The 26,223-nt window shown below is 70.5% G+C and carries 25 protein-coding genes; 13 read left to right on the top strand and 12 right to left on the bottom strand.

Translation table 11 applies throughout. The annotated features are described in order from the left end of the window. Nucleotides 1-135: 135 nt before the first annotated feature. The 4 genes from ACWIHT_RS10825 to ACWIHT_RS10810 all read right to left on the bottom strand — a co-directional run bounded on the left by ACWIHT_RS10825 (nt 136) and on the right by ACWIHT_RS10810 (nt 4,322). Nucleotides 136-1,164 carry a LacI family DNA-binding transcriptional regulator gene (locus ACWIHT_RS10825; protein ID WP_456166640.1) on the bottom strand — a complete coding sequence of 343 codons (1,029 nt, stop codon included), beginning with the start codon at nt 1,162-1,164 and terminating at the stop codon, nt 136-138. 167 nt (nt 1,165-1,331) lie between these two features. Continuing rightward, on the bottom strand, nt 1,332-2,609 hold the full coding sequence (locus ACWIHT_RS10820; protein WP_456166638.1) for an HRDC domain-containing protein: 1,278 nt from the start codon (nt 2,607-2,609) through the stop codon (nt 1,332-1,334). 144 nt (nt 2,610-2,753) lie between these two features. Beyond that, a complete protein-coding gene (locus tag ACWIHT_RS10815) occupies nt 2,754-3,416 on the bottom strand; it encodes a response regulator transcription factor (RefSeq protein ID WP_019073943.1) in 663 nt (220 codons plus the stop codon). A 237-nt stretch (nt 3,417-3,653) separates the two neighbouring features. Beyond that, a complete protein-coding gene (locus ACWIHT_RS10810; RefSeq protein WP_456166635.1) occupies nt 3,654-4,322 on the bottom strand; it encodes a DUF3000 domain-containing protein in 669 nt (222 codons plus the stop codon). Nucleotides 4,323-4,426: 104 nt separating this feature from the next. Here ACWIHT_RS10810 and hemE point away from each other — a divergent pair, with 104 nt between their 5' ends. Continuing rightward, the gene (hemE, locus tag ACWIHT_RS10805; protein WP_456166633.1) at nt 4,427-5,494 is read left to right on the top strand and encodes a uroporphyrinogen decarboxylase; all 1,068 of its coding nucleotides are present in this window, start codon (nt 4,427-4,429) and stop codon (nt 5,492-5,494) included. A gap of 6 nt (nt 5,495-5,500) precedes the next feature. Here the strand turns inward: hemE and ACWIHT_RS10800 are convergent, their stop codons facing one another. Continuing rightward, nucleotides 5,501-6,325, bottom strand: a complete 825-nt coding sequence (locus tag ACWIHT_RS10800; RefSeq protein WP_456166631.1) for a rhomboid family intramembrane serine protease — start codon at nt 6,323-6,325, stop codon at nt 5,501-5,503. A gap of 125 nt (nt 6,326-6,450) precedes the next feature. Between ACWIHT_RS10800 and ACWIHT_RS10795 the strand changes: the two genes are divergently transcribed. Beyond that, a complete protein-coding gene (locus ACWIHT_RS10795; protein ID WP_019073947.1) occupies nt 6,451-6,777 on the top strand; it encodes a hypothetical protein in 327 nt (108 codons plus the stop codon). Nucleotides 6,778-6,782: 5 nt separating this feature from the next. On the opposite strand, the gene ACWIHT_RS10790 is transcribed toward ACWIHT_RS10795, so the two are convergent. Both ACWIHT_RS10790 and ACWIHT_RS10785 read right to left on the bottom strand, forming a co-directional pair. Beyond that, a complete protein-coding gene (locus ACWIHT_RS10790) occupies nt 6,783-8,183 on the bottom strand; it encodes an FAD-dependent oxidoreductase (RefSeq protein ID WP_456166628.1) in 1,401 nt (466 codons plus the stop codon). Between the two features lie 27 nt (nt 8,184-8,210). Then, nucleotides 8,211-9,170, bottom strand: coding sequence for a DUF4349 domain-containing protein (locus ACWIHT_RS10785; protein ID WP_456166626.1), 960 nt, complete (start codon nt 9,168-9,170; stop codon nt 8,211-8,213). 173 nt (nt 9,171-9,343) lie between these two features. On the opposite strand from ACWIHT_RS10785, the gene hemG reads away from it, so the two are divergent. Together hemG and hemQ are read left to right on the top strand one after the other, a co-directional pair. After that, complete coding sequence (gene hemG, locus ACWIHT_RS10780) at nt 9,344-10,774, top strand: protoporphyrinogen oxidase (RefSeq protein ID WP_456166624.1); 1,431 nt, start codon at nt 9,344-9,346, stop codon at nt 10,772-10,774. A 4-nt stretch (nt 10,775-10,778) separates the two neighbouring features. Beyond that, nucleotides 10,779-11,510, top strand: coding sequence for a hydrogen peroxide-dependent heme synthase (gene hemQ / locus ACWIHT_RS10775; RefSeq protein ID WP_456166622.1), 732 nt, complete (start codon nt 10,779-10,781; stop codon nt 11,508-11,510). 90 nt (nt 11,511-11,600) lie between these two features. Here the strand turns inward: hemQ and ACWIHT_RS10770 are convergent, their stop codons facing one another. The 5 genes from ACWIHT_RS10770 to ACWIHT_RS10750 all read right to left on the bottom strand — a co-directional run bounded on the left by ACWIHT_RS10770 (nt 11,601) and on the right by ACWIHT_RS10750 (nt 17,429). Then, nucleotides 11,601-13,181 (bottom strand): alpha/beta hydrolase, encoded by a 1,581-nt coding sequence (locus ACWIHT_RS10770; protein ID WP_456166620.1) that lies wholly within the window; start codon nt 13,179-13,181, stop codon nt 11,601-11,603. A gap of 174 nt (nt 13,182-13,355) precedes the next feature. Beyond that, nucleotides 13,356-14,150, bottom strand: a complete 795-nt coding sequence (locus ACWIHT_RS10765) for a TIGR04222 domain-containing membrane protein (RefSeq protein WP_399122438.1) — start codon at nt 14,148-14,150, stop codon at nt 13,356-13,358. A gap of 123 nt (nt 14,151-14,273) precedes the next feature. Beyond that, on the bottom strand, nt 14,274-15,044 hold the full coding sequence (locus ACWIHT_RS10760) for a DUF4142 domain-containing protein (RefSeq protein WP_456166618.1): 771 nt from the start codon (nt 15,042-15,044) through the stop codon (nt 14,274-14,276). 113 nt (nt 15,045-15,157) lie between these two features. Further along, on the bottom strand, nt 15,158-16,474 hold the full coding sequence (locus tag ACWIHT_RS10755) for a DUF692 domain-containing protein (protein ID WP_456166616.1): 1,317 nt from the start codon (nt 16,472-16,474) through the stop codon (nt 15,158-15,160). A gap of 166 nt (nt 16,475-16,640) precedes the next feature. Next, nucleotides 16,641-17,429 carry a DUF4142 domain-containing protein gene (locus tag ACWIHT_RS10750; protein ID WP_456166614.1) on the bottom strand — a complete coding sequence of 263 codons (789 nt, stop codon included), beginning with the start codon at nt 17,427-17,429 and terminating at the stop codon, nt 16,641-16,643. A 194-nt stretch (nt 17,430-17,623) separates the two neighbouring features. On the opposite strand from ACWIHT_RS10750, the gene ACWIHT_RS10745 reads away from it, so the two are divergent. From ACWIHT_RS10745 to ACWIHT_RS10705, 9 genes are all read left to right on the top strand, one after another. Continuing rightward, the gene (locus tag ACWIHT_RS10745) at nt 17,624-18,079 is read left to right on the top strand and encodes a hypothetical protein (RefSeq protein ID WP_456166612.1); all 456 of its coding nucleotides are present in this window, start codon (nt 17,624-17,626) and stop codon (nt 18,077-18,079) included. Nucleotides 18,080-18,229: 150 nt separating this feature from the next. Next, a complete protein-coding gene (locus tag ACWIHT_RS10740; protein WP_456166610.1) occupies nt 18,230-19,051 on the top strand; it encodes an ABC transporter ATP-binding protein in 822 nt (273 codons plus the stop codon). Nucleotides 19,052-19,068: 17 nt separating this feature from the next. Then, nucleotides 19,069-19,926, top strand: a complete 858-nt coding sequence (locus ACWIHT_RS10735) for an ABC transporter permease (RefSeq protein WP_456166608.1) — start codon at nt 19,069-19,071, stop codon at nt 19,924-19,926. Between the two features lie 74 nt (nt 19,927-20,000). Next, a complete protein-coding gene (locus tag ACWIHT_RS10730) occupies nt 20,001-21,110 on the top strand; it encodes an ABC transporter substrate-binding protein (RefSeq protein ID WP_456166606.1) in 1,110 nt (369 codons plus the stop codon). Nucleotides 21,111-21,150: 40 nt separating this feature from the next. Continuing rightward, a complete protein-coding gene (locus tag ACWIHT_RS10725) occupies nt 21,151-22,212 on the top strand; it encodes an LLM class flavin-dependent oxidoreductase (RefSeq protein ID WP_456166604.1) in 1,062 nt (353 codons plus the stop codon). Continuing rightward, entirely contained in the window at nt 22,212-22,871 is a 660-nt protein-coding gene (locus ACWIHT_RS10720; RefSeq protein ID WP_456166602.1) for a cysteine hydrolase family protein, read from the top strand. The genes ACWIHT_RS10725 and ACWIHT_RS10720 overlap by 1 nt, the downstream gene beginning before the upstream one ends. Continuing rightward, a complete protein-coding gene (locus ACWIHT_RS10715) occupies nt 22,868-24,202 on the top strand; it encodes an NtaA/DmoA family FMN-dependent monooxygenase (protein ID WP_456166600.1) in 1,335 nt (444 codons plus the stop codon). The genes ACWIHT_RS10720 and ACWIHT_RS10715 overlap by 4 nt, the downstream gene beginning before the upstream one ends. 10 nt (nt 24,203-24,212) lie before the next feature. Continuing rightward, entirely contained in the window at nt 24,213-25,646 is a 1,434-nt protein-coding gene (locus tag ACWIHT_RS10710; RefSeq protein ID WP_456166598.1) for an MFS transporter, read from the top strand. A gap of 26 nt (nt 25,647-25,672) precedes the next feature. Next, nucleotides 25,673-26,191, top strand: a complete 519-nt coding sequence (locus tag ACWIHT_RS10705) for a flavin reductase family protein (RefSeq protein ID WP_456166596.1) — start codon at nt 25,673-25,675, stop codon at nt 26,189-26,191. The last annotated feature ends 32 nt before the right edge of the window (nt 26,192-26,223 follow it).

The raw sequence follows: 26,223 nt of genomic DNA, 5'->3' as shown, positions 1-26,223 counted from the left end.
TCTCCTCCAGGGTGCGGGATCTGCACTGCTGCGATGCGCTGAGCGCGCGCTCAGGAACCATGCTACTTGTGAGTAACCAGGCTGCCCAGTCCCGGAGCTCCAAGCGGCGAACGTCACACCCCGGAACCCTCGCGATCATGTTCCGGGCGGTCCGGTCGACCCCCGAGGGGTCAGCACCGGAGCGGGTACGGGATGCGAACCGGGACCGTCCCCGGTGATCACCCCGAACAGCGTCCGTGCCGCGTCCGCGCCGAATCCGTGCACATCATGGCTCATCGCGGAGAGCGTCGGATGCGTGAGCCGGCACAACGGGGAGTCGTCCCAGGCCAGCAGCGAGACATCTGCCGGTACGGCGAGCCCCAGCTCGGCTGCGACCGAGAGCCCTGCCATCGCCATGATGTCGTTGTCGTACACGATGGCCGTCGGCCGCTCCGCCGGCGCATCCGCCAACAGTGACCGCGTGGCCCGCGCCCCCTCCTCGCCCGAGTGGTCGGTGGCCAGCTGTCGGACCCCGGGCAGCCCCAGCGCGCGTGCCGCCGCGTCGAAGGCGGTGGCCCGCATCGCGGTCTGCCCGAGGGACCTCGACCCGCCGACCCGCGCGATCCGCCGATGCCCGAGCCCGGCCAGATACCGCACCGCCGCGGTCACGGCCCCGGCATCGTCGCTCCACACCGAGGTGAGCCCGCCGGTCAACGACGGATGCCCCACGGCCACCACAGGCAACCCCAGCCGCCGCACCACGCCGACCCGCGGATCATCGGCCCGGAAATCCACCAGAATCGACCCGCCGACCTGCCGCGCCCGCCACCACGACTCCTGTAGCCCGACCTCTTCCTCCGCACTCCCCACGAGCCGCAACAGCAGCGCACAGGAATGCTCGACCAGCACGCTCTCCACCCCGGATATGAACTCCATGTAGAACGGTTCGAGCCCGAGCAACCGCGCCGGCCGACAGACCGCCAGCCCTACGACGTCCACCCGCGCCCCGGCCAGCGACCGCGCGGTGAGATGGGGCGCCCAGCCCAACTCCCGCGCGGCCTCGAAGATCCGCTCCCGCGTCGCGTCGGAGAGCCCCGGCTTGTGATTGAAGGCAAGCGACACCGCCCCCTTGGACACACCGGCACGAGCGGCAACGTCCTTGATGGTGACGCGAGTTGTGCTCATCGAGGGGGAGTCTTGCAGCACCTTCCGCCGCGTGCGACCCGTTCGCGGAGTTCAAAGATCTTGGCGCGATCTAGACCCCAGCTTTACGAGCAGCGTGACTCTCCAGGGGCGCGGGGAACTGCGCGACAAGCCACAACGCACCCGCACCCGCCACTCAACCGGAACCCCTACAGCGCTTTCGCGGACAAAGCCCCCACCAGAACAGGCGCCACCTGCTCCACCTGCCACGGCCGAGCCCCGTACCCGGCCAGTGCGGCCCCCACGGACTCCACATCCACATTCTTCGGCGGCTCCCAGCAAACCCGCCGGACCGTGTCCGGAGTGATCAGATTCTCCTGAGGCATGTTGAGCCCCTCGGCAACCGCGGAAACCGCGGCGCGCGCCGCGGACAACCGGGCCGCGGCCTCGGGATCCTTGTCCGCCCAGGCGCGGGGCGGGGGCGGCCCGGTGACCGGCTGCCCGGGCTGCGGCAACGCCGAGTCGGGCAGGGCCTTGGCCCGATCGACGGCCGCCTGCCACTGCTCCAGCTGCCGCCGCCCCATCCGATGCCCGAACCCGTTCAACGCCGCGAGCGCCTGCACGTCCAGCGGCAGCGCGAGCGAGGCCTCCACGATCGCCGCGTCGGACAGCACCTTGCCCGGCGACACGTCCCGCCGCTGCGCGATCCGGTCCCGGGTCTGCCACAACTCCCGTACGACACCGAGCTGTCGGCGCCGCCGTACCTTGTGCATCCCGGACGTACGACGCCACGGATCCTTGCGGGGTTCGGCGGGCGGTGCCGCCGCGATCGCATCGAACTCCTGGCGGGCCCAGTCCAGCTTGCCCTGCCGGTCGAGTTCCTTCTCCAGGGCGTCCCGCAGGTCGACGAGGAGTTCCACGTCCAGGGCCGCGTACCGCAGCCACGGTTCGGGCAGCGGGCGGGTGGACCAGTCGACGGCGGAGTGTCCCTTCTCCAGGACGAAACCTAGGACGTTCTCGACCATCGCACCCAGGCCGACCCGCGGGAATCCGGCGAGCCGACCCGCCAGCTCGGTGTCGAAGAGCCGCGTCGGCACCATGCCTATCTCCCGCAGGCACGGCAGGTCCTGGGTGGCGGCGTGCAGCACCCACTCGACGCCGGAGACGGCCTCGCCGAGGCCCGAGAGGTCGGGGCAGGCGACGGGGTCGATCAGTGCGGTGCCCGCGCCCTCACGGCGCAGTTGCACCAGATAGGCGCGCTGTCCGTAGCGGTAGCCGGACGCGCGCTCGGCGTCGACGGCGAGGGGGCCCGTGCCGGCGGCGAAGGCCGCGATCGCCTCGGCGAGGGCGTCCTCGTCGGCGATCACGGGCGGAATGCCCTCCCGGGGCTCAAGCAAGGGGATCGGCGCCGTTTCGACGTCGTCCGGAGGGGCGCCTCCGGTGGTTCGCAGTGAGCTGTCTGCTGCGGTTTCTTGGGCGTCGGTCACGTGTCAAGGGTATCCGTGTATGGACAACGCCCGCCGACGGAACGTTCCGTCGACGGGCGTCTGGGGGTCGTAAACCAGTCAGGTAAGTGAAAGATCCGGTTCACGGCTCGGCGGGGGAGTGGAGGACGTGGTTCCAGGACAGGGTCAGTGGATGATTCCGGTGCGCAGGGCCACCGCGACCATCCCGGCGCGGTCACCCGTGCCGAGCTTGCGGGCGATGCGGGCGAGGTGGCTCTTGACGGTCAGTGCGGACAGGCCCATGGAGACGCCGATCGCCTTGTTCGACTGGCCCTCCGCGACCAGGCGGAGCACCTCGACCTCACGGCCGGACAGTTCGCGGTAGCCGCCCGGGTGGCTCGGGGCACCCGGGGGGCGGCGGTGCATACGGGCGGCGGCGGAGCCGATGGGGGCGGCGCCGGGTCGGGTGGGGAGCCCGACGTTCGTACGGGTGCCGGTGACGACGTAGCCCTTGACTCCGCCCGCGAGGGCGTTGCGCACGGCACCGATGTCGTCGGCGGCGGACAGGGCCAGGCCGTTGGGCCAGCCTGCGGCTCGGGTCTCGGAGAGCAGGGTGAGTCCGGAGCCGTCGGGAAGGTGGACGTCTGCCACACAGATGTCGCGGGGGTTGCCGATGCGGGGACGAGCCTCCGCGACGGACGAGGCCTCGATGACGTCGCGCACACCGAGCGCCCACAGGTGGCGGGTGACGGTGGAGCGGACGCGCGGGTCGGCCACGACCACCATGGCGGTCGGCTTGTTCGGGCGGTAGGCGACCAGGCTTGCGGGCTGCTCAAGAAGAACGGACACCAGGCCTCCTGGGGTGCGGGACGACTTTCAAGGTCACAGTCGTCTTCGGCACCAAACCCGCGGTCCTTTAGAGAAAGATCACGATTTAGTGAGTAGCAATCAGTGCAATTCGGACACGCTGTCGATCGTTCGGTGAACGAAACGGTTCGTTCGAGGGGTCACTCGTGATTGAAAGTGGCCGTATCGACAAAGACACCGCAAGCGACGGGTAAGACCTCGGTGTGCCTCGGGTAAGGCTCAGCGTGACTGCGGACCCCGGCGCTGCGGCAGCGTGACGATGGACGCGTCGCCGGGACCCGCCGGCGGCAGGCCCGCGACCTGGGCCAGCAGATCGCACCAGGAGGCCAGATGCGCGGCCGAGTCCGGTACGCCGCCGAGCCCCTCGCGGGGCGTCCACGAGGCACGGATCTCGATCTGGGAGGCCGACGGACGCTCGGAGAGCCCGCCGAAGTAGTGGGAGCTGGCCCGGGTGACCGTGCCGCTCGGCTCGCCGTAGGTCAGTCCGCGGGTCTGGAGCGCGCCGGTCAGCCATGACCAGCACACGTCGGGCAGCAGCGGATCCGCCGCCATCTCCGGCTCCAGCTCCGCGCGCACCAGCGTCACCAGCCGGAACGTGCCGTGCCAGGCGTCGTGCCCGGCCGGGTCGTGCAGCAGCACCAGCCGGCCGTCGGCCAGGTCCTGGTCGCCGTCGACGACCGCGGCCTCCAGCGCGTACGCGTAGGGGGCCAGGCGCTGTGGCGCCGGCGTCGGGTCGATCTCGATCTGCGGTCGCAGCCGACTGTTCCGCAGGGCCTGGACCGCGGCCTGGAAAGCCGGCGGTGCCGTACCGCCCCCATCCCGGTCCCCCTCCTTGGAGTCGTCCATTCCGTCAGCGCCGTCCGACAGTCGTCCCTGAGCCGCAGCCATGCGGGAAGATTAAGGGGAACGGAGGCATCGTGCGGGACTAGACACCCGCTCTTGCCTTCAGCACCCCGTGTAATCGCCTTCTGCCACCGTGCGAGACTTGCCCCGTGAGTGCCAACCAGAGCCCCACGGGCCAGCAGCCGACCGCCACTTACGACTCCGCCTTCATGAAGGCGTGCAGGCGCGAGCCCGTACCGCACACACCCGTGTGGTTCATGCGGCAGGCCGGGCGGTCGCTGCCGGAGTACCGCAAGGTGCGCGAGGGCATCGCGATGCTCGACTCCTGCACGCGCCCCGAGCTGGTCGCCGAGATCACCCTCCAGCCCGTGCGCAGGCACGGCGTGGACGCGGCGGTCTACTACAGCGACATCGTCGTCCCGCTCAAGGCCATCGGCATCGACCTCGACATCAAGCCCGGCGTCGGCCCGGTCGTGGAGAAGCCGATCCGCACCCGCGCCGACCTGGCCCGGCTCCGCGACCTCACCCCCGACGACGTCTCCTACGTCACCGAGGCCATCGGCCTGCTGACCGCCGAGCTCGGCTCCACCCCCCTCATCGGCTTCGCCGGCGCCCCGTTCACCCTCGCGAGCTACCTCGTCGAGGGCGGCCCGTCCCGCACGTACGAGAACGCCAAGGCGATCATGTACGGCGACCCCGAGCTGTGGGCCGACCTCCTCGACCGTCTCGCCGACATCACGGCCGCCTTCCTCAAGGTCCAGATCGAGGCGGGCGCCAGCGCCGTCCAGCTCTTCGACTCCTGGGCCGGCGCCCTCTCCCCCGCCGACTACCGCCGCTCGGTCCTCCCCGCCTCCGCGAAGGTGCTCAAGGCGGTCGAGGGCTACGGCGTCCCCCGCATCCACTTCGGCGTCGGCACCGGCGAACTGCTGCAACTCATGGGCGAGGCCGGCGCGGACGTCGTCGGCGTCGACTACCGCGTGGCGCTGGACGAGGCCGCCCGCCGGGTCGGCCCCGGCAAGGCCCTCCAGGGCAACCTCGACCCGACCGTCCTCTTCGCCCCCACGGAGGCCGTCGAGGCGAAGACCGACGAGGTCCTCGAAGCGGCGAAGGACCTTGAGGGCCACATCTTCAACCTCGGGCACGGCGTGATGCCGACCACCGACCCGGACTCGCTCACCCGCCTCACCGAGTACGTCCACACCCGGACGGCCCGTTAGCCGCGCTCACCACGTGTGCCGGGGCCGCGCCCGCCTGCCGAACAGCAGGCCGCGCGGTTCCGGCGGCGGGGGAGTGCCCGCCTTGAGCGGCCAGGCCAGCACCATGCCCACGAGGAACCCGACGACATGCGCCGAGTACGCGACGGTGCCCGCCTCGGAGACGCCCTCGCCGGACGAGTAGAACGCCTGGAGCACGAACCAGAAGCCCAGCACCAGCCAGGCCGGCAGGCGCAGCGGCAGGAAGAACAGGAACGGCACCAGGACCCACACCCTGGCCTTCGCGTACAGCACCAGATAGGCGCCCAGGACACCGGCGATCGCCCCGGAGGCACCGATCAGCGGATCGCCCGAGTCGGCGTTGAGAAGCGCGAAGCCGTAGCCCGCCGCGTAACCGCACACCACGTAGAAGAGCGTGAAGCGGATGTGGCCCATACGGTCCTCGACGTTGTTGCCGAAGATCATCAGGAACAGCATGTTGCCCAGCAGGTGGATCCAGCTGCCGTGCAGGAACATCGCGGTGAACACGCTCAGGGGCGCCGACTTGTCGTAGCCCGGCGGCGCGACCGCGCAACCGGCGCCGCCAGGCCCGTTCTGCACGGCACCGGTCGGGACCAGCTGCGGCATCTGATGGTGGATCAACTCCCTTGGTACGGCCGCGTAGTGGTCCAGGAACGCCTGGAGATGGCACAGCTGCGAGAGGTCGCTGCCACCCGCCACGGAACCCGCCATTCCGGGCGTGGTCAGGAAGACGAGCACGTTCGCGGCGATGAGCGCGTACGTCACCCAGGGGGTGCGGCGCACCGGGTTCACGTCATGGACGGGGATGACCACAAGGGATTAGTGCCCCCGATCCGCGCGGCGAACCGGTGAACACCGCCGTCCGCCTGTGCGTATGACTCCTCAACCGCCCGCGGTGCGGGGAAGGCGTGTCGCGGGGACGACGTGAGGAACAGGCGATGAACGACCGGATTTCCCCTCAGATGACCGCCACGCCCGACGGCGAGGCCGAGATCTCCCTGGTGGTGCGCCTCCCCTGGGAGGACGTCGCCAGGCTCGGCCAGGAAGCGGGACGCCTGGCCGCGCAGATGCAGCGGCCGGTGACCCTGGACGAGGCGGTGAGCAACCGGCTGCGGACCAACGCGCTGGGCGCCCACGCCAAGCCCGCGGCGGCGGCGCAGCCCGCCGCGATGATGCCGCCGAGCGCGTCGGTGTCCTCGCTGCCCGCCAGGCCGCCGGCCGAGCAGGCACGGCAGGCCATAGACCGCATCAACGGCACGGCGTAAACGCTTTACCGCGGGCCCGCCTGGACCTTGGCGGCCGCCTTTCGGGCCGCCACCAGGACCGGGTCCCACACGGGGGAGAACGGCGGCGCGTACCCCAGGTCCAGGGCCGTCATCTGTTCCACCGTCATACGTGCCGTGAGGGCGACCGCCGCGATGTCGACACGCTTCGCGGCGCCCTCCCGGCCGACGATCTGCACGCCCAGGAGACGCCCGGTACGGCGCTCGGCGAGCATCTTCACCGTCATGAGGGAGGCCTCGGGGTAGTAACCCGCGCGGCTGGTCGACTCGATGGTGACCGCCTCGAAACGCAGCCCCGCGCGGTGGGCGTCCTTCTCCCGCAGCCCGGTGCGCGCGATCTCCAGATCGCACACCTTGCTCACGGCCGTACCGACCACCCCCGGGAAGGTCGCGTAACCGCCGCCCACGTTCGTCCCGATGACCTGCCCGTGCTTGTTGGCGTGCGTCCCCAGGGCGATGTGCCGCTCCTGCCCGGAGACCAGGTCGAGCACCTCCACGCAGTCGCCCCCGGCCCAGATGTTCTCGTGCCCGCGCACCCGCATCGCCATGTCGGTGAGCAGCCCGTGGTGCTGTCCCAGGGGCAGCCCGGCCGCCTCGGCGAGGGTCGTCTCGGGCCGCACCCCGATCCCCAGCACCACCACGTCCGCCGGATACTCCGCGTCCTCCGTGACCACGGCCCGCACCCGCCCGTCGTCCCCGGTACGCAGCTCGGTCACCCGGGCGTCGTTGACCATGGTGATGCCCAGGCCCTCCATCGCCTTGTGCACCAGACGCCCCATGTCCGGGTCGAGCGTCGCCATCGGCTCCTTGCCCCTGTTGACGACGGTCACGTCATACCCGCGGTTGACGAACGCCTCCGCCATCTCGACCCCGATGTACCCGGCCCCGATCACCACGGCACGACGCCCACGCGTGCGTGCCAGCGAGTCGAGCAGCGCCTGCCCGTCGTCGAGCGTCTGCACCCCGTGCACTCCGGGGGCGTCGACCCCGGGCAGACCCGGCCGGACCGGCCGCGCCCCGGTCCCGATCACGAGCTTGTCGTACGACGTCCAGGACTCGGCCCCGGAATCGACGTCACGCGCGCGTACCCGTCCGCCCGCGACGTCCAGCTCCACGACCTCGGTCCGCATCCGCAGGTCGATGTCACGCGCCCGGTGCTCCTCCGGAGTACGGGCGATCAGTTCTTCCGGAGCGGACACGTCACCGCCCACCCAGTACGGGATCCCGCACGCCGAGTACGACGTGAAGTGGCCCCGCTCGAAGGCCACGATCTCCAGCTCGTCCGGCCCCTTGAGGCGACGCGCCTGCGACGCCGCGGACATGCCCGCGGCGTCACCGCCGATGACGACCAGTCGTTCCCGGGTACCCCTCGCACGGCTCATGTCCATGCGAACACGCTACGGGGACCGATGATTTCAGTCCTGTCCGCCCTGCTCCTCCTCGCGCACCGGCGGGGCGGCCGGCAGCGGACCCACCGCAGTGGCCACGGGAACGGTTGCCGCCCGACGCGGCCGTACGAGACGCAGCCACACGACGACCAGCAGCGCCGCCACCGCCGCGAACGGCAGCACCGCGCCCAGCGCCAGGGCGATCCAGCGCAGCATCGTGACGAAGACGTGCCAGCCGCCCGCCACCGCGTCCACGAAGCCGGGGGAGTCGTCCTTGGCGGCTGCCTTCGCCACCGGGGTCTGCGACAGGGACAGCGTGATGGTGGCCAGGCTGGTGCGGTCCTTCAGGGAGGACTGCTGGGCGAGCAGCGCCTCCAGGTCGGACTCGCGGGTGCTCAACTCGCCCTCCAACTCCACCACGTCGCTCAACTTGGTGGCCCGGTCCATCAGTTCACGCACGCGTGCCACGCTGGCCCGCTGCGAGGTGATCCGGCTCTCCACGTCCACGACCTGGTCGGTGACGTCCTGCGCCTTCGCGGTCCGGTCGAGCAGCTTGCCCGCGCCCTCCAGATCGGCGAGGACCTCGTCGTACTTGTCGGTGGGCACCCGAAGGACGACCCGGGTGCGCTCGTGACCCTGCCCGTCGCGGGTGGTCGTCTCGTTGCCCACGAACCCGCCCGCGTTCTCCGTCGTGGTGCGGGCCTCGTCGAGCGCCTTGGGCACGTCCTTGACCCGCACGGACAGCGAGGCCGTACGGATGATGCTGCTCGCGGTGAGCTTGGGGAGGGCCTTGGTGTTCCTGGCGTTGCCGCTGCCGGACGCGCCCTCCTGCTGGGCGGCCTCCGGGGCGAGGGCCTTGGCACCCGCGCCGGAGTCGCTGGCGCTCTTCTCGCTCGCGCCGCCGCTGCACCCGGTCAGCGCGAGGGCCGAGGCCAACAGGAGCCCGGCCAGGGCCTGGACGGGCCGTACGGAGTGTCGTGTGCGCATGGGTCGGTACCCCCGAGGTTCGTCGTGACGACTGACGCACCTTCGACGCCGGGACCGGCCGGGACGTTGGCCGGAAACGGTTCCGATGAGGTCACGGTCGGGACTCGTGCCGGGCACCGGGCCGAGGAAGGACTGGAGGACGGACTGTCAGTGGGGTCTGAGAGGCTGGGGGCATGCGCGAAGTGGAGACTCGTACGGGTACAGGGCATGTCGTCGTCATCGGCGCCGGGATCGGCGGGCTGGCCGCCGCACACCGCCTGCTGGACAGAGGCGTGCGCGTGACGCTCGTCGAGGCCTCGGACCGGGTCGGCGGCAAGCTGCTGCCCGGCGAGATCGCGGGCGCCTGCGTGGACCTCGGCGCCGAGTCGATGCTGGCCCGCCGCCCCGAGGCCGTCGCCCTGGCCCGCGAGGTCGGCCTCACCGACCGCCTCCAGTCGCCCGCCACGGCCACCGCCTCGCTCTGGACCCGGGGTGCCCTGCGCCCGATGCCCAAGGGCCACGTCATGGGCGTCCCCGGCACCGCATCGGCCCTCTCCGGGGTCCTCTCGGACGAGGGCCTGCACCGCATCGAGCGCGACGCCGACCTGCCCCGCACGGAGGTCGGCGAGGATGTGGCGGTCGGGGAGTACGTGGCGGCACGCCTCGGCCGAGAGGTCGTCGACCGCCTTGTCGAACCCCTCCTGGGCGGGGTCTACGCGGGCGACGCCTACCGTATCTCGATGCGCTCGGCCGTCCCCCAGCTCTTCCAGGCCGTGAAGACCCACGACTCCCTCACCGAGGCCGTCCGGGACATCCAGGAACGCGCCGCCGCCACGCAGCAGACCGGCCCGGTCTTCATGGGCATCGAGGGCGGGGTGGGCCAACTCCCGCTCGCCGTCGCGGAGTCCGTCCGCGCGCGGGGCGCCGAGATCCTCACCGGGACACCGGTGACGGAGCTGCGCCGGAGCGGAGCGGCGGGCTGGCGGGTCGTCGCCGGAGACCGGGTGCTGGACGCCGACGGAGTGATCGTCGCCGTACCCGCACCGGTGGCCGCCGAGCTGCTACGCCCCGAAGCACCCGGTGCCGCCGCCGAGTTGACCGCCGTCGAGTACGCCTCGATGGCCCTGGTCACCCTCGCCTACCGCCGCGCGGACGTCGAACTCCCGGAAGGCAGCGGCTTCTTGGTGCCGCCCGTCGACGGCCGCACGATCAAGGCATCCACCTTCGCCTCCCAGAAGTGGGGCTGGATCGCCGACGAGAACCCGGACGTACTGGTCCTGCGCACCTCGGTGGGCCGCCACGGCGAGACGGCGATCCTGGACCGCGAGGACACCGACCTGGTCGCCGTCTCGCGCCACGACCTGCGCGAGGCCACCGGCCTGGCCGCCACCCCCCTCGACACCCGCGTCACCCGCTGGACCGACGGCCTGCCCCAGTATCCGGTCGGCCACCACGCGCGCGTGGCCCGCGTCCGCGAACACGTCGCCAAGCTGCCCGGCCTCGCCGTGTGCGGCGCGGCCTACGACGGAGTCGGCATCCCGGCGACCATCGCGAGCGCCTACGCGGCCGTCGAGCGGCTGACCGGTGACCCGGTGCCGAGCGCGTCCGGCGGAGCGGGAGAATAGCCCCATGAGCGACGACGCCCCCACCACCGAGTCCGGCCGTGTCCCGAACAAGGGCAAGCTGGCCAAGGACCTCAACGAGGTCATCCGCTACACCCTGTGGTCCGTCTTCAAGCTGAAGGACGTGCTGCCGGAGGACCGCGCCGGATACGCCGACGAGGTCCAGGAGCTGTTCGACCAGCTCGCCGCGAAGGACGTCACGGTCCGCGGCACGTACGACGTGTCGGGCCTGCGTGCCGACGCCGACCTCATGATCTGGTGGCACGCCGAGACCGCCGACCAGCTCCAGGAGGCGTACAACCTCTTCCGCCGCACCAAGCTGGGCCGCGCCCTGGAGCCGGTCTGGTCGAACATGGCGCTGCACCGCCCCGCCGAGTTCAACCGCTCGCACGTCCCGGCCTTCCTGGCCGACGAGACCCCGCGCGACTACGTCAGCGTGTACCCGTTCGTGCGCTCCTACGACTGGTACCTGCTCCCCGACGAGGACCGCCGCCGCATGCTTGCCGACCACGGCAAGATGGCCCGCGGCTACCCGGACGTCCGCGCCAACACGGTCGCCTCCTTCTCGCTGGGCGACTACGAATGGCTCCTGGCCTTCGAGGCCGACGAGCTCTACCGAATCGTCGACCTCATGCGCCACCTGCGCGCATCGGAGGCCCGCATGCACGTCCGCGAGGAGGTCCCCTTCTACACGGGTCGCCGCAAGGACATCGGGGACTTGGTAGCCGGCCTGGCGTAGCTGCCTTGTCTTTTGGCTCTTAGGGGCGCGGGGCTGTGTCGACGTGCGGCTCCGCCGCGTGGGCGCGACCAGCCCCCACCGGCCCGCAGGCTAATCACGGCCCGGTCGCGCAGCCTTCGGCGCGGCATGCGGAGCACACGCAGCATGCCGCTCAGGCAACTGCCCCTCCAACAAGTAAGCGTCGAGATACCCGTTGACGCACTTGTTGGCCCCACCCGCGATCCCATGCGTCCCCGCGTCCCGCTCGGTCACCAACACCGAGTCGGACAACCGCCGTTGCAACTCCAGCGCCCCGTCATAAGGCGTAGCCGCATCCCGCTCGGCGGCCAGGATCAGCACCGGCGGGAGTTCCCCGGGCCCGGTCCGCACATCGAGGGCCTGTTGACGCGGCGCGGGCCAATACGCGCAGGGCAGGTTCATCCACACGTTGTCCCACGTCTCGAACGGCGCCACCCGCGCCAGCCGCGTGTTGTCCCGGTCCCACACAGTCCACTCGGTGGGCCAGGCCGCGTCGTTGCACTCGACGGCCGTGTACACCGCGTTGCCGTTCTCCGCCTCGACGGCCGCCTGAGGCGTCGGCCCGGCCTGCTGCACCAGCAGCTTGGGGTCGCCCTTCAGGTAGGCCGACAGCGCCGCCGCGGTGTGCGGCCAGTAGTCGTCGTAGTACCCGGCGGACAGGAACGCGCCCTGCAACTGCGCGGGCCCGACCTTGCCGCCCGCGGGCTTCTCGGCGAGCCGCGCCGAGGCCTTCTCGTAGCTGCGCAGCACCTTCGCGGCCGTGTCGCCGAGCCCGTACACGTCGTCGTGCTTGGCGATCCACTCCCGGTAGTCCGCCCAGCGGCCCTCGAACGCGGCCGATTGGTCGAGGTTGTTGCGGTACCAGACCTGCTCGGGGTCCGGGTTCACCGCCGAGTCGAACACCATCCGCCGTACGTGCGAGGGGAACAGCGTCGCGTACAGCGCCCCGAAGTAGGTTCCGTAGGACGCGCCCATGAACGTCAGTCTGTCCTCGCCGAGGGCGGCGCGCAGGACGTCCAGGTCGCGGGCGTTGTTGAGGGAGTTGTAGAACCGCAGCTTGCTGCCGGAGCGCTTGGCGCAGCCGCGCGCATAGGCCTTGGCCTCCGCGACGCGCTCCTTCTTGTACGACTCCGAGGGGTAAGTGGGCGACTGCGAGGGCGCCTTGAAGAAGTGCTTGGGGTCCTCGCAGGACAGGGGTGCCGACTTGTCGACCCCGCGCGGGGCGTAGCCGACGAGGTCGTAGGCCGACGCGATGCGCTTCCACTCGGGGAGCATGCCGATCAGCGGGAAGTAGAGGCCGGAGGCGCCGGGGCCGCCCGGGTTGTAGACCAGGGAGCCCTGACGGGGGACTCTGCGCTTGCTGTTGTGCGGGTCCTTGTGGGTGGCGCGGGCGCGGCCGACGGTCAGTTTGATCTGCTTGCCGTCGGGGTGCGCGTAGTCGAGCGGGACGGAGACCGTGCCGCACTCCATGGTGCCGGGCATGTCCTCCGCGTCCGGGCACTTCCCGAAGTCGATGCCCCGCGCGCGGGCGTGCGCTGCGGCGAGCGCGGTGCCGGCCGATTCGACGGCGTCCGGGGCTCCGGTGGCCGGGGCGGCGGCGAGGGTGGTCAGGAGCAAGGACCCGGCGGCCGAGTACAGGGCGGCGGCTCGCATGGTGGCGTATCCCTTCGGAGCACGGCTGCAACAAAAGGGATGTTTCGTTCGCTTGTCGGCGAAGGCAAGCACCGTCGGGCCGGTGTCGGCCCCAATGACCCCTGTGCGCCCCCTGTCGCGCGCTCACGCCGAAACGGGCGCCGCCATACGCAGGTCGTCACCGCCATACGCAGGTCAGCGCCGCCACACGTCGAACTGCTCGCGGTACTGCTCGCGGTGCGCGAAGGCCGCCCGCAGATCCGGTTCGCCGACCGCGCGGATGCCCCGCACGGCCACCGACGTCAGATACGTACGGTCGTCGGCGCCGCCGCCCGCGTACCGGGTCAGGGTGCCGAGCAGTTGCTGACCGGCGGGGGAGGCCCAGTGCGAGTACGGGTGCACCTCGACCCGGGCGATGGCCAGACAGCTCAGCGTGAGGGCGAGCGGCAGCGCGAACCAGAGCGCGACCAGCCCGCGCGGCATCTCGGCCCCCGGCGTCAGCAGCGCGGTCGCGCCCAGCACCAGCACGACGAGCGCGGCGGCCCGCACCTGCCGTACCCCGGAGGCGACCGTCGTACGGGTGCCGTCCGGTACGGCGAGACCCGCGTCGACGAGCCGGTCCGCCACGTCGCGCACCGCGTCCGTGGCCGCCGCGGTGGCCCGCACCGGGGCGATCCGGGACTGTCCCTCGGGCCCGATGGCGCCTATCACCGACCGCTCGATGGGGTCCCGGCCGCGCGGGTCGACGACGGTCGCCCAGCCGGTGTGGGCGAGCAGCAACCGGTGCTGGCGCGCCATGGAGACCAGCGTCAGATCGGCGACCCGCGCGGGACCGCCGGACAGGAACGCCGCCTCGTAGAGCGTCAGATCGTGTCCCTTGCCCGCGTCGTCCGTGTCGACGGCCGCCGCTCTGACGGCGGCCAGGCACAGCCGAGTGCACGCCGTGCCGGCGACGGCCCAGGCCATGAGCAGGAGAAGGACCCAGAACATGCCAAGTTTCTATGCCAAAGGCTCAGGATGACGCCATGCCTTGTTCACAATCCGGACGGAGCGTTGTCTGCATGTGACGTTCCACTTGTCCGGAAACAGACCACGGCCGAAACAGCGCTACGGCTACGGCTGTGCCGACGGCGGCGGGCTGGAGGCGGGCGGCGGCAGCGCGTAGGTGGGGGAGAGCGACGGGGCCAGCGGGACGACCTGACCCGGGTCGGCCACGGCGGAAACGCTGGGCGCGGGCGTGCTGCTCGCCGCCATGTCCCGGGCCAGCGCGCCGAAGTCGACGTATCCGGTGGCCTCCAGGACCTTGATGTGATCCAGGACAGTCGTGTTGGCGTCGTCGGCGAGGGCGCGGACCAGGGAGTTCTGCGTGGTGGCGCGGACCTGCGCGACCACCGTGAACACCTTGCCGTGCGCGAGCCGCAGGATGTTGGCGAACTCGCGGTCGAAGTCCACGCCCGATGCCGCGTCGAGGGTGGCGAGCCACTGCTGTTGCTGCGCGTTGGGCTGGTTCGGCAGCGGCAGCCCGAGCTTGGCGGCCACGTCCCGCACCCGCTCGTCCAGGAACGTGTGGCCGTCGATCAGATGCTGCCCCGCCGTCCGTACGGCCGCGGTGGTGCCCTTCTCCTCGGCCTGCTGCCCGGCCGGCAGCTCCCACAGCCCGGCCAGCCGCACCCGCGTGACGAAGTCCCGGTCCAGCGCGGACAACGGCCCGTACTGAGTCACCACGGTCTGGTCGCTGAGCACGTTGGCGGCGGTCGTCCCGGACCGGTCGGCGTAGGACCAGACCGGGAAGACGAGCGCCGCCAGGGTCGCGGTCAGGCCCACGACGATGACGCCGGTGCCACTGAATATGCCTCGGCCCTGTACGGGGGGTCGCGGTCGCATGGGGTGCCTCCTGTGACGGCACCGCACGTAAGTGCGCTTCTCGTGCGGAACCGCAATATTACTGTGGAGTCACTGTCACCTTCCAAGGCCCCTCCCGGCCCTTCCGCGCCCCGTCAACGGCGCAGCAGGACCCGCCTGGTGGCCCGGGCGAGCCGGACCGCGGGCCGCGTCGAACGCGGGACCGGCCCCGAGCGCTCCAGCCACCAGGCCCGCAACTCCCGCCCGGCCTCGGCGTTCTCGGGCCCGCCCGAGAGCAGCAGCTGCCCGGCGAAGTCCAGCGCGTCGCGGCGGTAGCCGCCGCTCATCGGGTGGGTGTGCGCGTACGCGAGGAAGGCGGGCCGGTACGCCTCCCCGAGGATCTCCGGCAGCTCGGGAGCCACCTTCGCCACGACGTCGGCCCGCTTCGCCCCGAGCGCCCGCGCCTGCACACCGAGCCGCACCCGGTCGAACCCCTCGGGCACCGGAGTACCGGCGACCAGCGCGGAGAGCAGGGCGGCCTGGGCGAGGGCGAGCCGCTGACGGGCGGGGGCGGGGGCGGTCGGTGCGGGGGCTGGAGATGTCGGGGCCTGCGGTGCGGTCGTCGGAGCCACGACATGCGCCCGCCCCCGCCCCAAGTCCAGCGCCCCGCGAATCGACGTCAACTCCCGCTCCAGTTCTGCCGCTTCGGGGAAGTTGTCGTCGCGCTCCAGCAGCACCCCCGGAGGGGAGACGCGGGACGCCAGGTCGGTGAGGATGTCGAGGACCGGTGCGGGGACGGGGTGGGCGTGGCTGTCGTGCCAGACGCCGTCGCGTTCGACGCCGCCCGCGACATGGACGTAGGCGATGGCCTCGACGGGGAGTTCGGCGAGGGCCTTGGCCGGGTCCTCGCCGCGGTTGACGTGGTTCGTGTGCAGGTTGGCGACGTCGATGAGGAGGCGTACGCCGGTGCGGTCGGCCAGTTCGTACAGGAACTGGCCCTCGGTCATCTCCTCGCCGGGCCAGGCGAGCAGCGCGGCGATGTTCTCGACCGCGAGCGGTACGGGCAGTGCGTCCTGGGCGATGCGGATGTTCTCGCAGAGCACGTCGAGGGCGTCCCGGGTGCGCGGCACGGGCAGCAGATGGCCGGCTTCGAGGAGCGGGGAGGCGGTCAGCGGGCCGCCCGCGCGGACGAACGCGATGTGCTCGGTGACCAGCGGCGAGCCGAGCGCCTCGGCCCGCTCGGCGAGGGCCGTCAGCCGGTCCGCGTCGGGCCGGTCGGCGCCGCCGAGGCCGAGGGAGACGCCGTGCGGGATCACGGTCACGCCGCGCTGGCGCAGCCGTAGCAGCGAGTCGGGGAGGTGGCCGGGGCAGAGGTTCTCGGCCACGGCCTCGACCCAGTCGATGCCCGGCAGGTGTTCCACGGCGTCCGCTATCTCCGGCCGCCATCCGATGCCCGTCCCCAGTCGTTCCATCGCCCGTCACCGTCCCGCTCTCGTCCTCGATGTCCTCGCCGAAATCCGCTCACTCCACAAGACCGCTGTTCGGTGTGACGGAGGTATCGCCCCGGGGCCGGGCCCCGAACCCCGGCCGTGTCACCTTCAGAGCAACATTTGAGGTTCGGGGCGGTGCCGCGGTCGCCTACCCCAGCACCCCATTCGAGTCGACCGGATCCGGTCGCCCGGTGTTGACCGTTCCGGGCGCGCCCGGGGACGGCCGTGAGGTGGTCCCGATGTTCGGGCTCGCCTCGGCGACCGGTGCTGAGGGCGCCACTTGGCCGGGCAGGGGCGCCGCGGGACCGGTCGGGCTGGCGGTGGAGGCGTTCGCGACCCCGTTGGCGATGGCGTCGAAGTCGACCCGCCCGGTCTTCTCCAGCACGGTGATGTGGTCCAGCACGGTCTGGTTGGTGTCCGAGGCCAGCTGTCGCACGAGGGTGTTGCGCGTGCTGTTCCGTACGGCGCCGATGGCCGGGAAGATCTTGCCGTGCGCGGCGCGGAGCAGGTTGACGAACTTGTACTCGTACTCCGCGCCGGTCGCCGCGCTCATCTCATTCAGCCAGCCCTGCTGTTGCTCGTTCGGCACGTTCGGCAACGCCACATTGAGTTGGGCCGCGACGATCCGCACCCGCTTGTCGAGGTCGGTGTGGCCGACGATGAGATGGTCCCCGGCCTCCTTGATCGCCTGGCTGGGCGCCCGCTCGATCGCCTGCTGTCCGGCGGGCAGTTCCCACAGCCCGGCCAGCCGCACCCGCACGATGAGATCCCGGTCGGAGGCCGTCAACGGCCCCCACTGGGTGTTGACCGTGCCCGCCGCCACGTTCGCCTGACCGGTACCCGAACGGTCGGCGTACGACCACACGGGGAAGACGAGGGCGCCAGTGGTGGCGACGACGGCCGCGATGAGCACAGCCGTACCGTTGATACGACGCAAGGGAACCTCCCGGGGACACCAACTGGTCGTTGGAGAAGTTGACGCGTGGCCAGTGCCTGGAGGTACGCGCGGGACGGACAGCTTGTTCAAAGGAAGGGCAGTGTTGCCCAAAGGGCAGGCAAAGAGGGCGGGTTGGGTAGCTTGGTTCGGGTGGTCCGGCGCAGGCAACACGGGGGAAACGGGACTTTCCTAGGATGCGGCGGGTGCACCTGACCGTCCTTGACGCCCCCACCGAGTGGAGCCGCTTCGCCGAGGGTTCCGTCGAACGCCGCATGCTGCTCGCGCTCGGCGACCTGATCGGTACTCCACTGCGCCCCAAGCCGCTGATGCTGCCCGACGGCAGCCGCGTCGAGGTCGAGGGCATCGACCCCGCCTGCCGCGTCCTCGTCCAACTCGTCGGCAACCAGGGTGCGTACAAGCCCGCCTACCGCAACAAGGTCATGGCGGACATGTTCAAACTGCTCTGGCTGCGCGAGTCCGTACCCACCGCCGAACGCGCGATTCTGCTGGTCAGCGAGCTGATCGTGCAAGCCCTCGGTGGCTGGGTGGCGCGCGCCGCGGCGGACCTCGGGATCGAGATCCACGTGTACGACGGCACCGCGGTGGCCCCGCTGCGGTCTCTGTCGCGGCCAGACGTAAAACGCCCGTAACAGTCAACTGCGCCGTACCGAAACACAATCTTCCTACGGTCGGGGGCACCTAAGCGGATTTCCGCGTGGCAGTCAGTCGCACTCGCTACGCACGCTCTCCGACTTCCAGGATCGGGCACTTGTGCCCGCGACATGGATGGGAGCGTGAAGGTGACTGGTACGCCAGCACTCCAACTGCGGTCCGTACGACGGGTCTACGGCTTCGGGTCCGCCGCGACCACCGCCCTCGACGACGTCCACCTGACCGTGCCGTCGGGCCGTTTCGTCAGTCTCATCGGCCCCAGCGGCTGCGGAAAGTCGACCCTGCTGCGGCTCGTCGCCGGGCTCGAACAGCCGGACAGCGGCGAGGTGTTGGTCCACGGAGTGACACCGGCACAGGCCTGCGCGGCCAAACTGATCGGACTCGTACCGCAGAGCCCCGCGCTGCTCCCCTGGCTGTCCGTCCTGCGCAACGTCACGCTGCCCCAGAAGATCAACCGGGGCGCGGCCGGACGCCGGGAACGCATCGCCGACTTCGCCGAGCGCCGAACGGCCCCCGACATGACGGAACTTCTCGTCAAGGCAGGCCTCGGCGACGCCCTGCACAAACTCCCGGCCCAGCTCTCCGGCGGCATGCGCCAACGCGCCGCGATCGTCCGGGCGTTCGGCCTGCAACCCGACGTGCTCGTCATGGACGAACCCTTCTCGGCGCTCGACGAGTTCACCCGCGAAAGCCTTCAGGACCAACTCCTCGACCTCTGGGAGGAGTTGCGGACAACGGTCCTCTTCGTCACCCACTCGGTGTCCGAGGCCGTACGACTCTCCGACACCGTCGTCGTCATGGCGCCGAACCCCGGCCGCATCGTCGAGAGCATCGACGTCGACCTGCCCCGGCCGCGCGGTGAACGACTCTTCGGGGAACGGCGGTTCCACGAGTACGAGGACCTGGTGAGAGAGCGGCTGCGCCGCGCCTGGCACAGCGAAGCCGCGTGAGTGGGGGCGTGAAGGACATGACCGTAGCCGACGAACGCACCACCGCCCCGGCACCGGCCGGGACCCGGCCTCCTACCGAACCGTCCCGCTTCAGCCTCAAGCACCCGCGGTCCCGGATCGCCTGGATCCGTCCCGCCGTCTGGCTGCCCCTCGTCGTGATGCTGGCGATCCTCGCCGGGCTGTGGCAGTGGGGTGCGCGTCAACTTCCGTATCTGCTCCCACCGTTGTCCGAGGTCGGCAGCTCGCTCTCCGGGAACTTCGGCTACTACGTCCACAACGCCCTTGTCACCCTCGGCGAGGCGACGGCCGGGCTGGGGATGGGGTTCGTCGGGGCGTTCGTTCTGGCCGTGCTGACCAGTGAACTTCCTTTGGTGCGGCGGGCGGTGATGCCGGTCGCTGTCGTCCTCAACGTCACCCCACTGGTGGCGGTCGCTCCGGCTCTGGTCGTCGCCTTCGGGTTCGGGCCCATGCCCAAGCTGATCATCACCGGGCTGATCTGCTTCTTTCCGATCCTCATCAACACGGCCACGGGGCTGCGGTCCGTGCCGCAGCAGGTGTTGCAGGTCTACCGGACGATGGACGCGAGCCGGGTCGAGCTGTTGTGGCACGTGCGTGTCCCCAATGCGCTGCCCTATCTCTTCGCCGCGCTGCGGATCGTGTTTCCGCTGTCGATCATCGGGGCGGTCGTCGCCGAGATGTCGGCATCCGGATCTACTGGGGGATTGGGTACCGCGATCAGTGTGGCCTCCTCGATGAATCAACTCCCCGTTGTTTACGCCTCGATTCTCGTCCTCGCGGTGATGGGTGTGCTGTTGCTGCTCGCCGTGACGGTCGTCGAGCGACGCGTTCTGCATTGGCACGACAGCGCGAACTGAGACTCCTTTCCCGGGGCGTTCCGCACCGGACATTCATCAACTCACCGGCCATACAGCCAGTTTGGAGTTCCCCCATGCCTCAACGTCACCTCACCAGAACGGCCTTCGTCGCCGCGGTGCTGATGCTCGGAGTCGCCGGGTGCGGGTCCGGCTCCGACGACAGCACCTCCGCCGGTGCCGCCGGTTCCGCGATTTCCGCGAAGCGTTGTGCCGAGAACAAGGCCGCCGGGAAGATCACGTATCTCTCCGGGTACCAGTTCCAGTCCTCCGTCTCGATCCTTGAGTACATCGCCGCCGCCAAGTTGGGCTATTTCAAGGACCTTTGCCTCACCGTCGATCTCAAGCCCGGCAGTGGTGACACCGCGCAGAACACCAAGCTGCTCGCCGGTGGACAGGCCACCGTGTCGGCGATCTCGGAGCAGGACCTCATCCAGGCGCAGGCCAACGGCATCGACATCAAAGGCATTTCCTCGTACTCGAACGCCGGGCTCGACATCCTGATGACCAACAAGGACATCACCGATCTGACCCAGCTCGACGGCAAGGTCGTCGGACACAAGGGGTATGTGCCCGCCGCCGTCGAGGCGATGCTCGTCAAGGCCGGCGTCAAGTGGGACTCGCTCAAGCTGGTCAAGGAGGGCTACGACCCCTCCGTACTGCCCCGCAAGCAGGGCGGCCTCGAAGCGCTCACCGGGTTCGTCTCCAACGAGCCCAACCAGCTCAAGGCGGCCGGCAAGGACGTCACCGTGTGGAAGCCGGTCGACTACAAGATCCCCAGCTCCATCGGCGCGATGGCGGTCAACCCGGCGTTCGCCAAGGCACATCCGCACGCCGTAGAAGACATCCTGCGCGCCGCCCTGCACGCGTACGCGTACTGCTCCTCCAGCGAGGCGCACATCACCGAATGCGTCGGCTACGCGGCCAAGTTGTCCGGCCCGACCTACGACAAGAAGCTCAACGCGACGATCTGGAAGACCGAGACACAGGTCGTCAAGGAGAACCCGACGCCCGGACAGCCGCTCGGCGGCATCGACACCGACAACGTCACCCAACTCGTCGCCATGCTGCACCAGTTCAAGATCGTGCCGAGCAGTGTCACCGCCGCCAAGGCCGAGGCGTGGTTCGACACCTCGTTCGTCAAGGACATCTACAGCGGCGACAAGCTCGTCTGGCCCGCGCCGTAAGAACGCAAGAAACCCGCAGAGCCGTAGAAAGGCCCGTGACGTGCCCGCGAAAGAGTACGGAATCTTCCTTCCCATCGGGAACGGCGGCTGGATGCTGTCCACCACCGCGCCGCACCCCGAGGCGACCTACGCGTACAACAGGCGTGCCGCCCTGCACGCGGAGAACATCGGTCTCGACTTCGTGATGTCGATGGCCAAGTGGCGTGGTTTCGGCGGGAGTACGGACCACTGGGGCCGCTCGCTGGAGTCGATGACGATGATGGCCGCGCTCGCCGAGGCGACCACCCGGGTCAGGATCTGGGCGACCCTGCACGCCAACATCCACAACCCCGCCGTCGCGGCGAAGATGCTCACCACCCTCCAGGACATCTCCGGCGGCCGGGCCGGGATGAACATCGTGAACGGCTCGTACGCGGGGGAGTTCGAGCAATTCGGCGACTGGGACCCGGAGTTGAGCCACGCGGACCGCTACCGGATGACGGAGCTCTGGACGGAGGCCGTCACCCGGCTGTGGGCCGAGGACTCGGTCACCATGCGCACCCCGTACTTCGACCTCGCCGACTGCGAGTCGCGCCCGCACCCGGCGACCCGGCCGACCCTCATCAGCGCGGGCCGTTCCGAGGACGCGCGCCGCTTCCAGGCCAAGTACGCCGACGGCGCCTTCCTCGCGGCCGACAGCCTTGACGACATGCGGTCGCTCTCCGCCGACGTGCACGCCCGCGCGAAGGCCAACGGCCGTGTCTGCAAGACCTATTCGATGCTCACCGTCGTCCAGGACGACACCGACGAACTGGCCGTCAAGAAGGTCAAGGAGTGGGGCGCGGGCGTCGACCGCGAGGCCCTCGCCCATATGCGGCACACCTGGGGCGTTCCCGAGGACCAGGCCCGCGCCTGGGCCGCCGGCGCCGACGGGGAGGCCGCCTTCCAGACGCCGTACGTCGCTGGTTCGGCCCGGACCGTCACCGAGCACATCGAGTACATCGTCCGCGAGGCCGACCTCGACGGACTCATGCTGATCTTCCCGGAGTACGACGAGGACATGCTGCTCTTCGGCGACACTGTGCTGCCCGCGCTGCGCGCCCGCGACGAGGTGACGGCCTGATGTCCGACCTCCGCGACAGACAACTCGCCCGCCTCGCAAGGCCGGAGAGCAGGCCCGCGCTCGTCGTGGTCGACGTGCAACGGGACTTCGCCGACCCGGACCGACTCGGGGCGTACGGCCTCACAGACGAGGCGCTGGCGGCGCTGGGCCGGACGGTCACCCGGATCGCCGAACTCGTCGACGCCGCCCGCGCCGCCCAAGTACCCGTCGTGTGGGTCGAGTTGGGCAGCGACCCGGCACGGCCGTGGCGGTCGAGCAACTGGCTGCGCGAGGGCGACTACGACGCACCCATGAGCCCGGACGAGCCGTGCCGGATCGGGACACCAGGCGCCGAGTGGTTCCAAATGGTGCCCGAGGCAGGGGAGTTGCGGGTGGTCAAGCGCGGCTACAGCGGCTTCCTCGGCACCGATCTCGACGCACGGCTGCACGCGGCCGGCTGCGACTGGCTCACCGTCGTCGGTCTGACGAGCGAGTGCTGTGTGTACGCGACCGCCCAGGACGCCGTCCAACTCGACTGGCCCGTCGTGGTACCGCAGGACGCTACGGCCGCCTACGACCACCACGTCAACGCCGCCGCCCTGTTCCAACTCGGCCTGAACGTGGCTGTGTTGAGCGACGCCGACGAGGTCGTCGAGCTGTGGAAGAAGGCCGCGCGATGACCGGAATGCACATCGGCTACGACCTCTCCTTCACCCACACCGAGGGCGCCTGGGCACGCCAGGGCTCCTGGATCGGGCGGGACTTCCCCGACGTCCGCATGTTCATGGAACTCGCGCAGACCGCCGAACGCGCGGGCGTCGGCCTGCTGTTCTTCGGCGACGGCAGCGGCATCCCCAGCACCTGGCGCGGCAGCATCGCACCCGCCGTCGAGTGGGGCATCCAGTGGCCGCGCCACGACATGGCACCGGTCATCGCCGCGATGTCCACGGTGACGGAGAAGGTCGGCTTCGGCCTGACGTACTCGTCCACCTTCATGCATCCCTTCTACGTCGCCCGGCTGTTGAACTCGCTCGACCATGTGACCGGCGGCCGTATCGCCTTCAACGTGGTCGCCTCCACGCGCGGCGCCGACGCGGCCAACTACGGGTTCACCGAACTGATGGACCACGACCTGCGCTACGAGCGGATGGAGGAATTCGTCGACGTCTGCCGGGCGTTGTGGGACTCCGTCGCACCGGACGCCATCGTCCGCGACCGGAGCACGGGCCGGTTCGCCGATCCCGAGAAGGTGCACCCCATCGATCACGAGGGGCGCTTCTTCACCGTCAAGGGACCGCTCGCGTCCGTACCCGGTCCGCAGTACCACCCGCTCATCGTCCAGGCGGGCAACTCGCCCCGGGGCATTGCCGCTTCGGCCCGCTTCGCCGACCTGGTCTTCGGGTTCGGCGGCAATCTCGCGGGCCAGCAGCGCCATCGCAAGCTGCTCGACGAGGCGTTGCTCGCCGAGGGGCGGGACCCGGAACACGTGGGCATCCTCTGGGCCACCCAGGTGATCGTCGGCCGTACGAAGGCCGAGGCGCTGGCGCGCTGCGAGGCGGTGCACGAGTTCTGGAACGAGGAGGCGGTCGCCACCTACCTCTCGCACAACGCCGGCTACGACTTCTCGACGCTGCCCGCCTCCTTCCAACTGAGCGAACTTCGCGACGAGTTGGCGGCCGCCAACGCGAGTCCGGCGGGGCTCGTCGGCTCGCTCGTCGCGGAGTTCGGCGCGGACCACACCATGAGCCGTGGCGAGTTCTTCGCGCACGGCCGGGGACGGGCCACGGGCCTGGACCACAGCCTCGTCGGCGATCCGGCCGCCGTGGCCGACGCGTTGGAGGAGAACTTCGCCGCCACCGGAGCACGCGGCGGCTTCATGTTCTCCAGCCCACTGGCCATGCCCGCCGGCTTCGCCGCGATCAGCGAACTGCTGCTGCCCGAACTCCGCCGCCGCGGCGCGCTCGCACCGGCCTACCCCGGCCCAACTCTCCGCGAGAACCTGGCAGTCTGAGGTGAGGGCGGTGAGTGTGCGTGCTCGGCGCGACTGGTTCGCCCTCGGGAGTCTGTGCACCGGGTTCTTCATGCTGCTGCTGGACAGCACGATCACTTCGGTCGCGCTGCCGTCACTGATCAGCGGGCTGCACGCCGGTGAGACCGCCGCGATGTGGGTCAACAGCGGCTATCTCATCGCGTACGCGGTGCCGTTGGTCGTCGCGGGACGGCTCGGCGACCGCTACGGCCATCGACGCGTCCACCTGGTCGGACTGGCCGCGTTCACGCTCGGGTCACTGCTGTGCGCGACGGCCGCCACCATCACGGCACTTGTCGCCTGGCGGGTGGCACAGGGCATCGGCGCCGCGCTGATGACCCCGCAGTGCCTGACCCTCATCAAGGCGCTGTTCCGGCCGCCGCGTCTCGCCGTCGCGCTCGGGGTGTGGGGCGCGGTCGGCGGAGCGGCGGTGGCCGTCGGGCCGCTGCTGGGCGGATTCCTTGTGGCGGCCGGGGGTTGGCCCGCGGTGTTCTGGGTCAACGTGCCGGTCGGCCTCGCGGCGATGGTCGCCGTGGCGGTGTTCGTGCCGGTCCTGCCACGGCAGTCGGCGCGCATCCCGGTGTGGGCGATCTGCGCGAACGCGGCCGGGCTGGGTGCGTTGGTGATCGGTATCCAGGGCACGGACGGCACGAGTGCCGAAGTGCTGGGCGTACCGCGGTGGTTGCTCGCCGGGGTGGGCGTGCTGGTCGTGGTGGCTGTGGTCTGGCTACAGCGCCGGGACGGTCAACGCGCCCTCGTGCCGATGGAGTTGCTGCGCAGCCGTGGGTTCGTCGTCGCGGCCTGGGCGGGTGCGGCCGCCGCCTTCTGCTCCGGGTCGGCCATGATCCCGCTGATGCTGTACCTCCAGCGGGAGCGCGGTCTCGACGCGGGCGCGGCCGCCCTCACCCTCGTACCGATGGGCGTGGTCTGCCTGTTGGGGGCACCGGTGTCGGCCCGGCTCAACAACGGCATCGGCTCCCGCGCGGTCGCCGTCATCGGCTCCGGCGCGCTCGTCCTGTCCATCGGCACATCGGCGGTACTCGTCGCGACCGACGCCCCGATCCCCGCGCTGACCGCCACGTTCGCGGTGTACGGGGTCGCCAACTCCTTTGTCTGGTCGCCCCTTTCGATCGCGGCGGTCACCTCGGTCGGCCCGGCCGAGGTCGGGGCGGCCTCCGGAACCTTCAACGCGATGAAGCAACTCGGCGCGGTACTGGGCAGCGCGGTCTGCGCCGTTCTGCTGGCCGGCCACGGCTACGCGGTCACGCTCGGCGGGCTCGCGGCGGCCGGACTGCTCTGCCTCCTCGCCTGCGCGCTCCTGCGAACAGAGCCTCCCGGCAGGGGACTTGTACCGGTGCCCGCCGCGCCACACCTACCCACGGATACCCACGGGAGTCGCCTGATGAAGCCTGACGTGGCCTCATGAAGCCGTACACGGACGGGGGTTGCACGATGACGGCAATGGAAGGCCTGGAGAACCTGGACGGCATCACCTCGGATCCCGGGGAGATGACGAGAGCGTTCTCCGGTTTCCCCGCGGGGGTCGCGGCCCTCTCCGCGCGCGTCCACGGCGAACCGACCGTCATGATCGTCTCGTCGTTCGCGGTCGGCGTCTCCCACAACCCGCCCATGGTCTCCTTCGCCGCCCAGCACACCTCCACCACCTGGCCGGTACTGTCCCGCGCGCGGGCGATCGGGATCTCCGTCCTGGGAGAGGGCCACAGCGACAAGGCTCGTCAACTCTCCTCCCGCAGCAAGGAGTCACGGTTCGCCGGCCTGCGCACGGCGGAGGCGGAATCCGGTGCGATCTTCCTCGACGGCGCGCCGGTCTGGCTGGAGTGCACCGTCGAGCACAGCTATCCGGCAGGCGACCACGACATCATCGTGCTGCGCGTGCTGGCGATGAGGTCGGACGACGAGCGGAGTCCGCTGGTGTGGCACCGGCGGACGTTGAAGATGCTGGGCAGTTGAGTGCGCGGGTATCCCGCCGACCACGGTCCCCA

It is taken from the genome of Streptomyces sp. NPDC002276, from assembly GCF_053891435.1.
The sequence above is the reverse complement of the archived record's forward strand: the minus strand, read 5'-3'. Positions and strand labels throughout refer to the sequence as shown.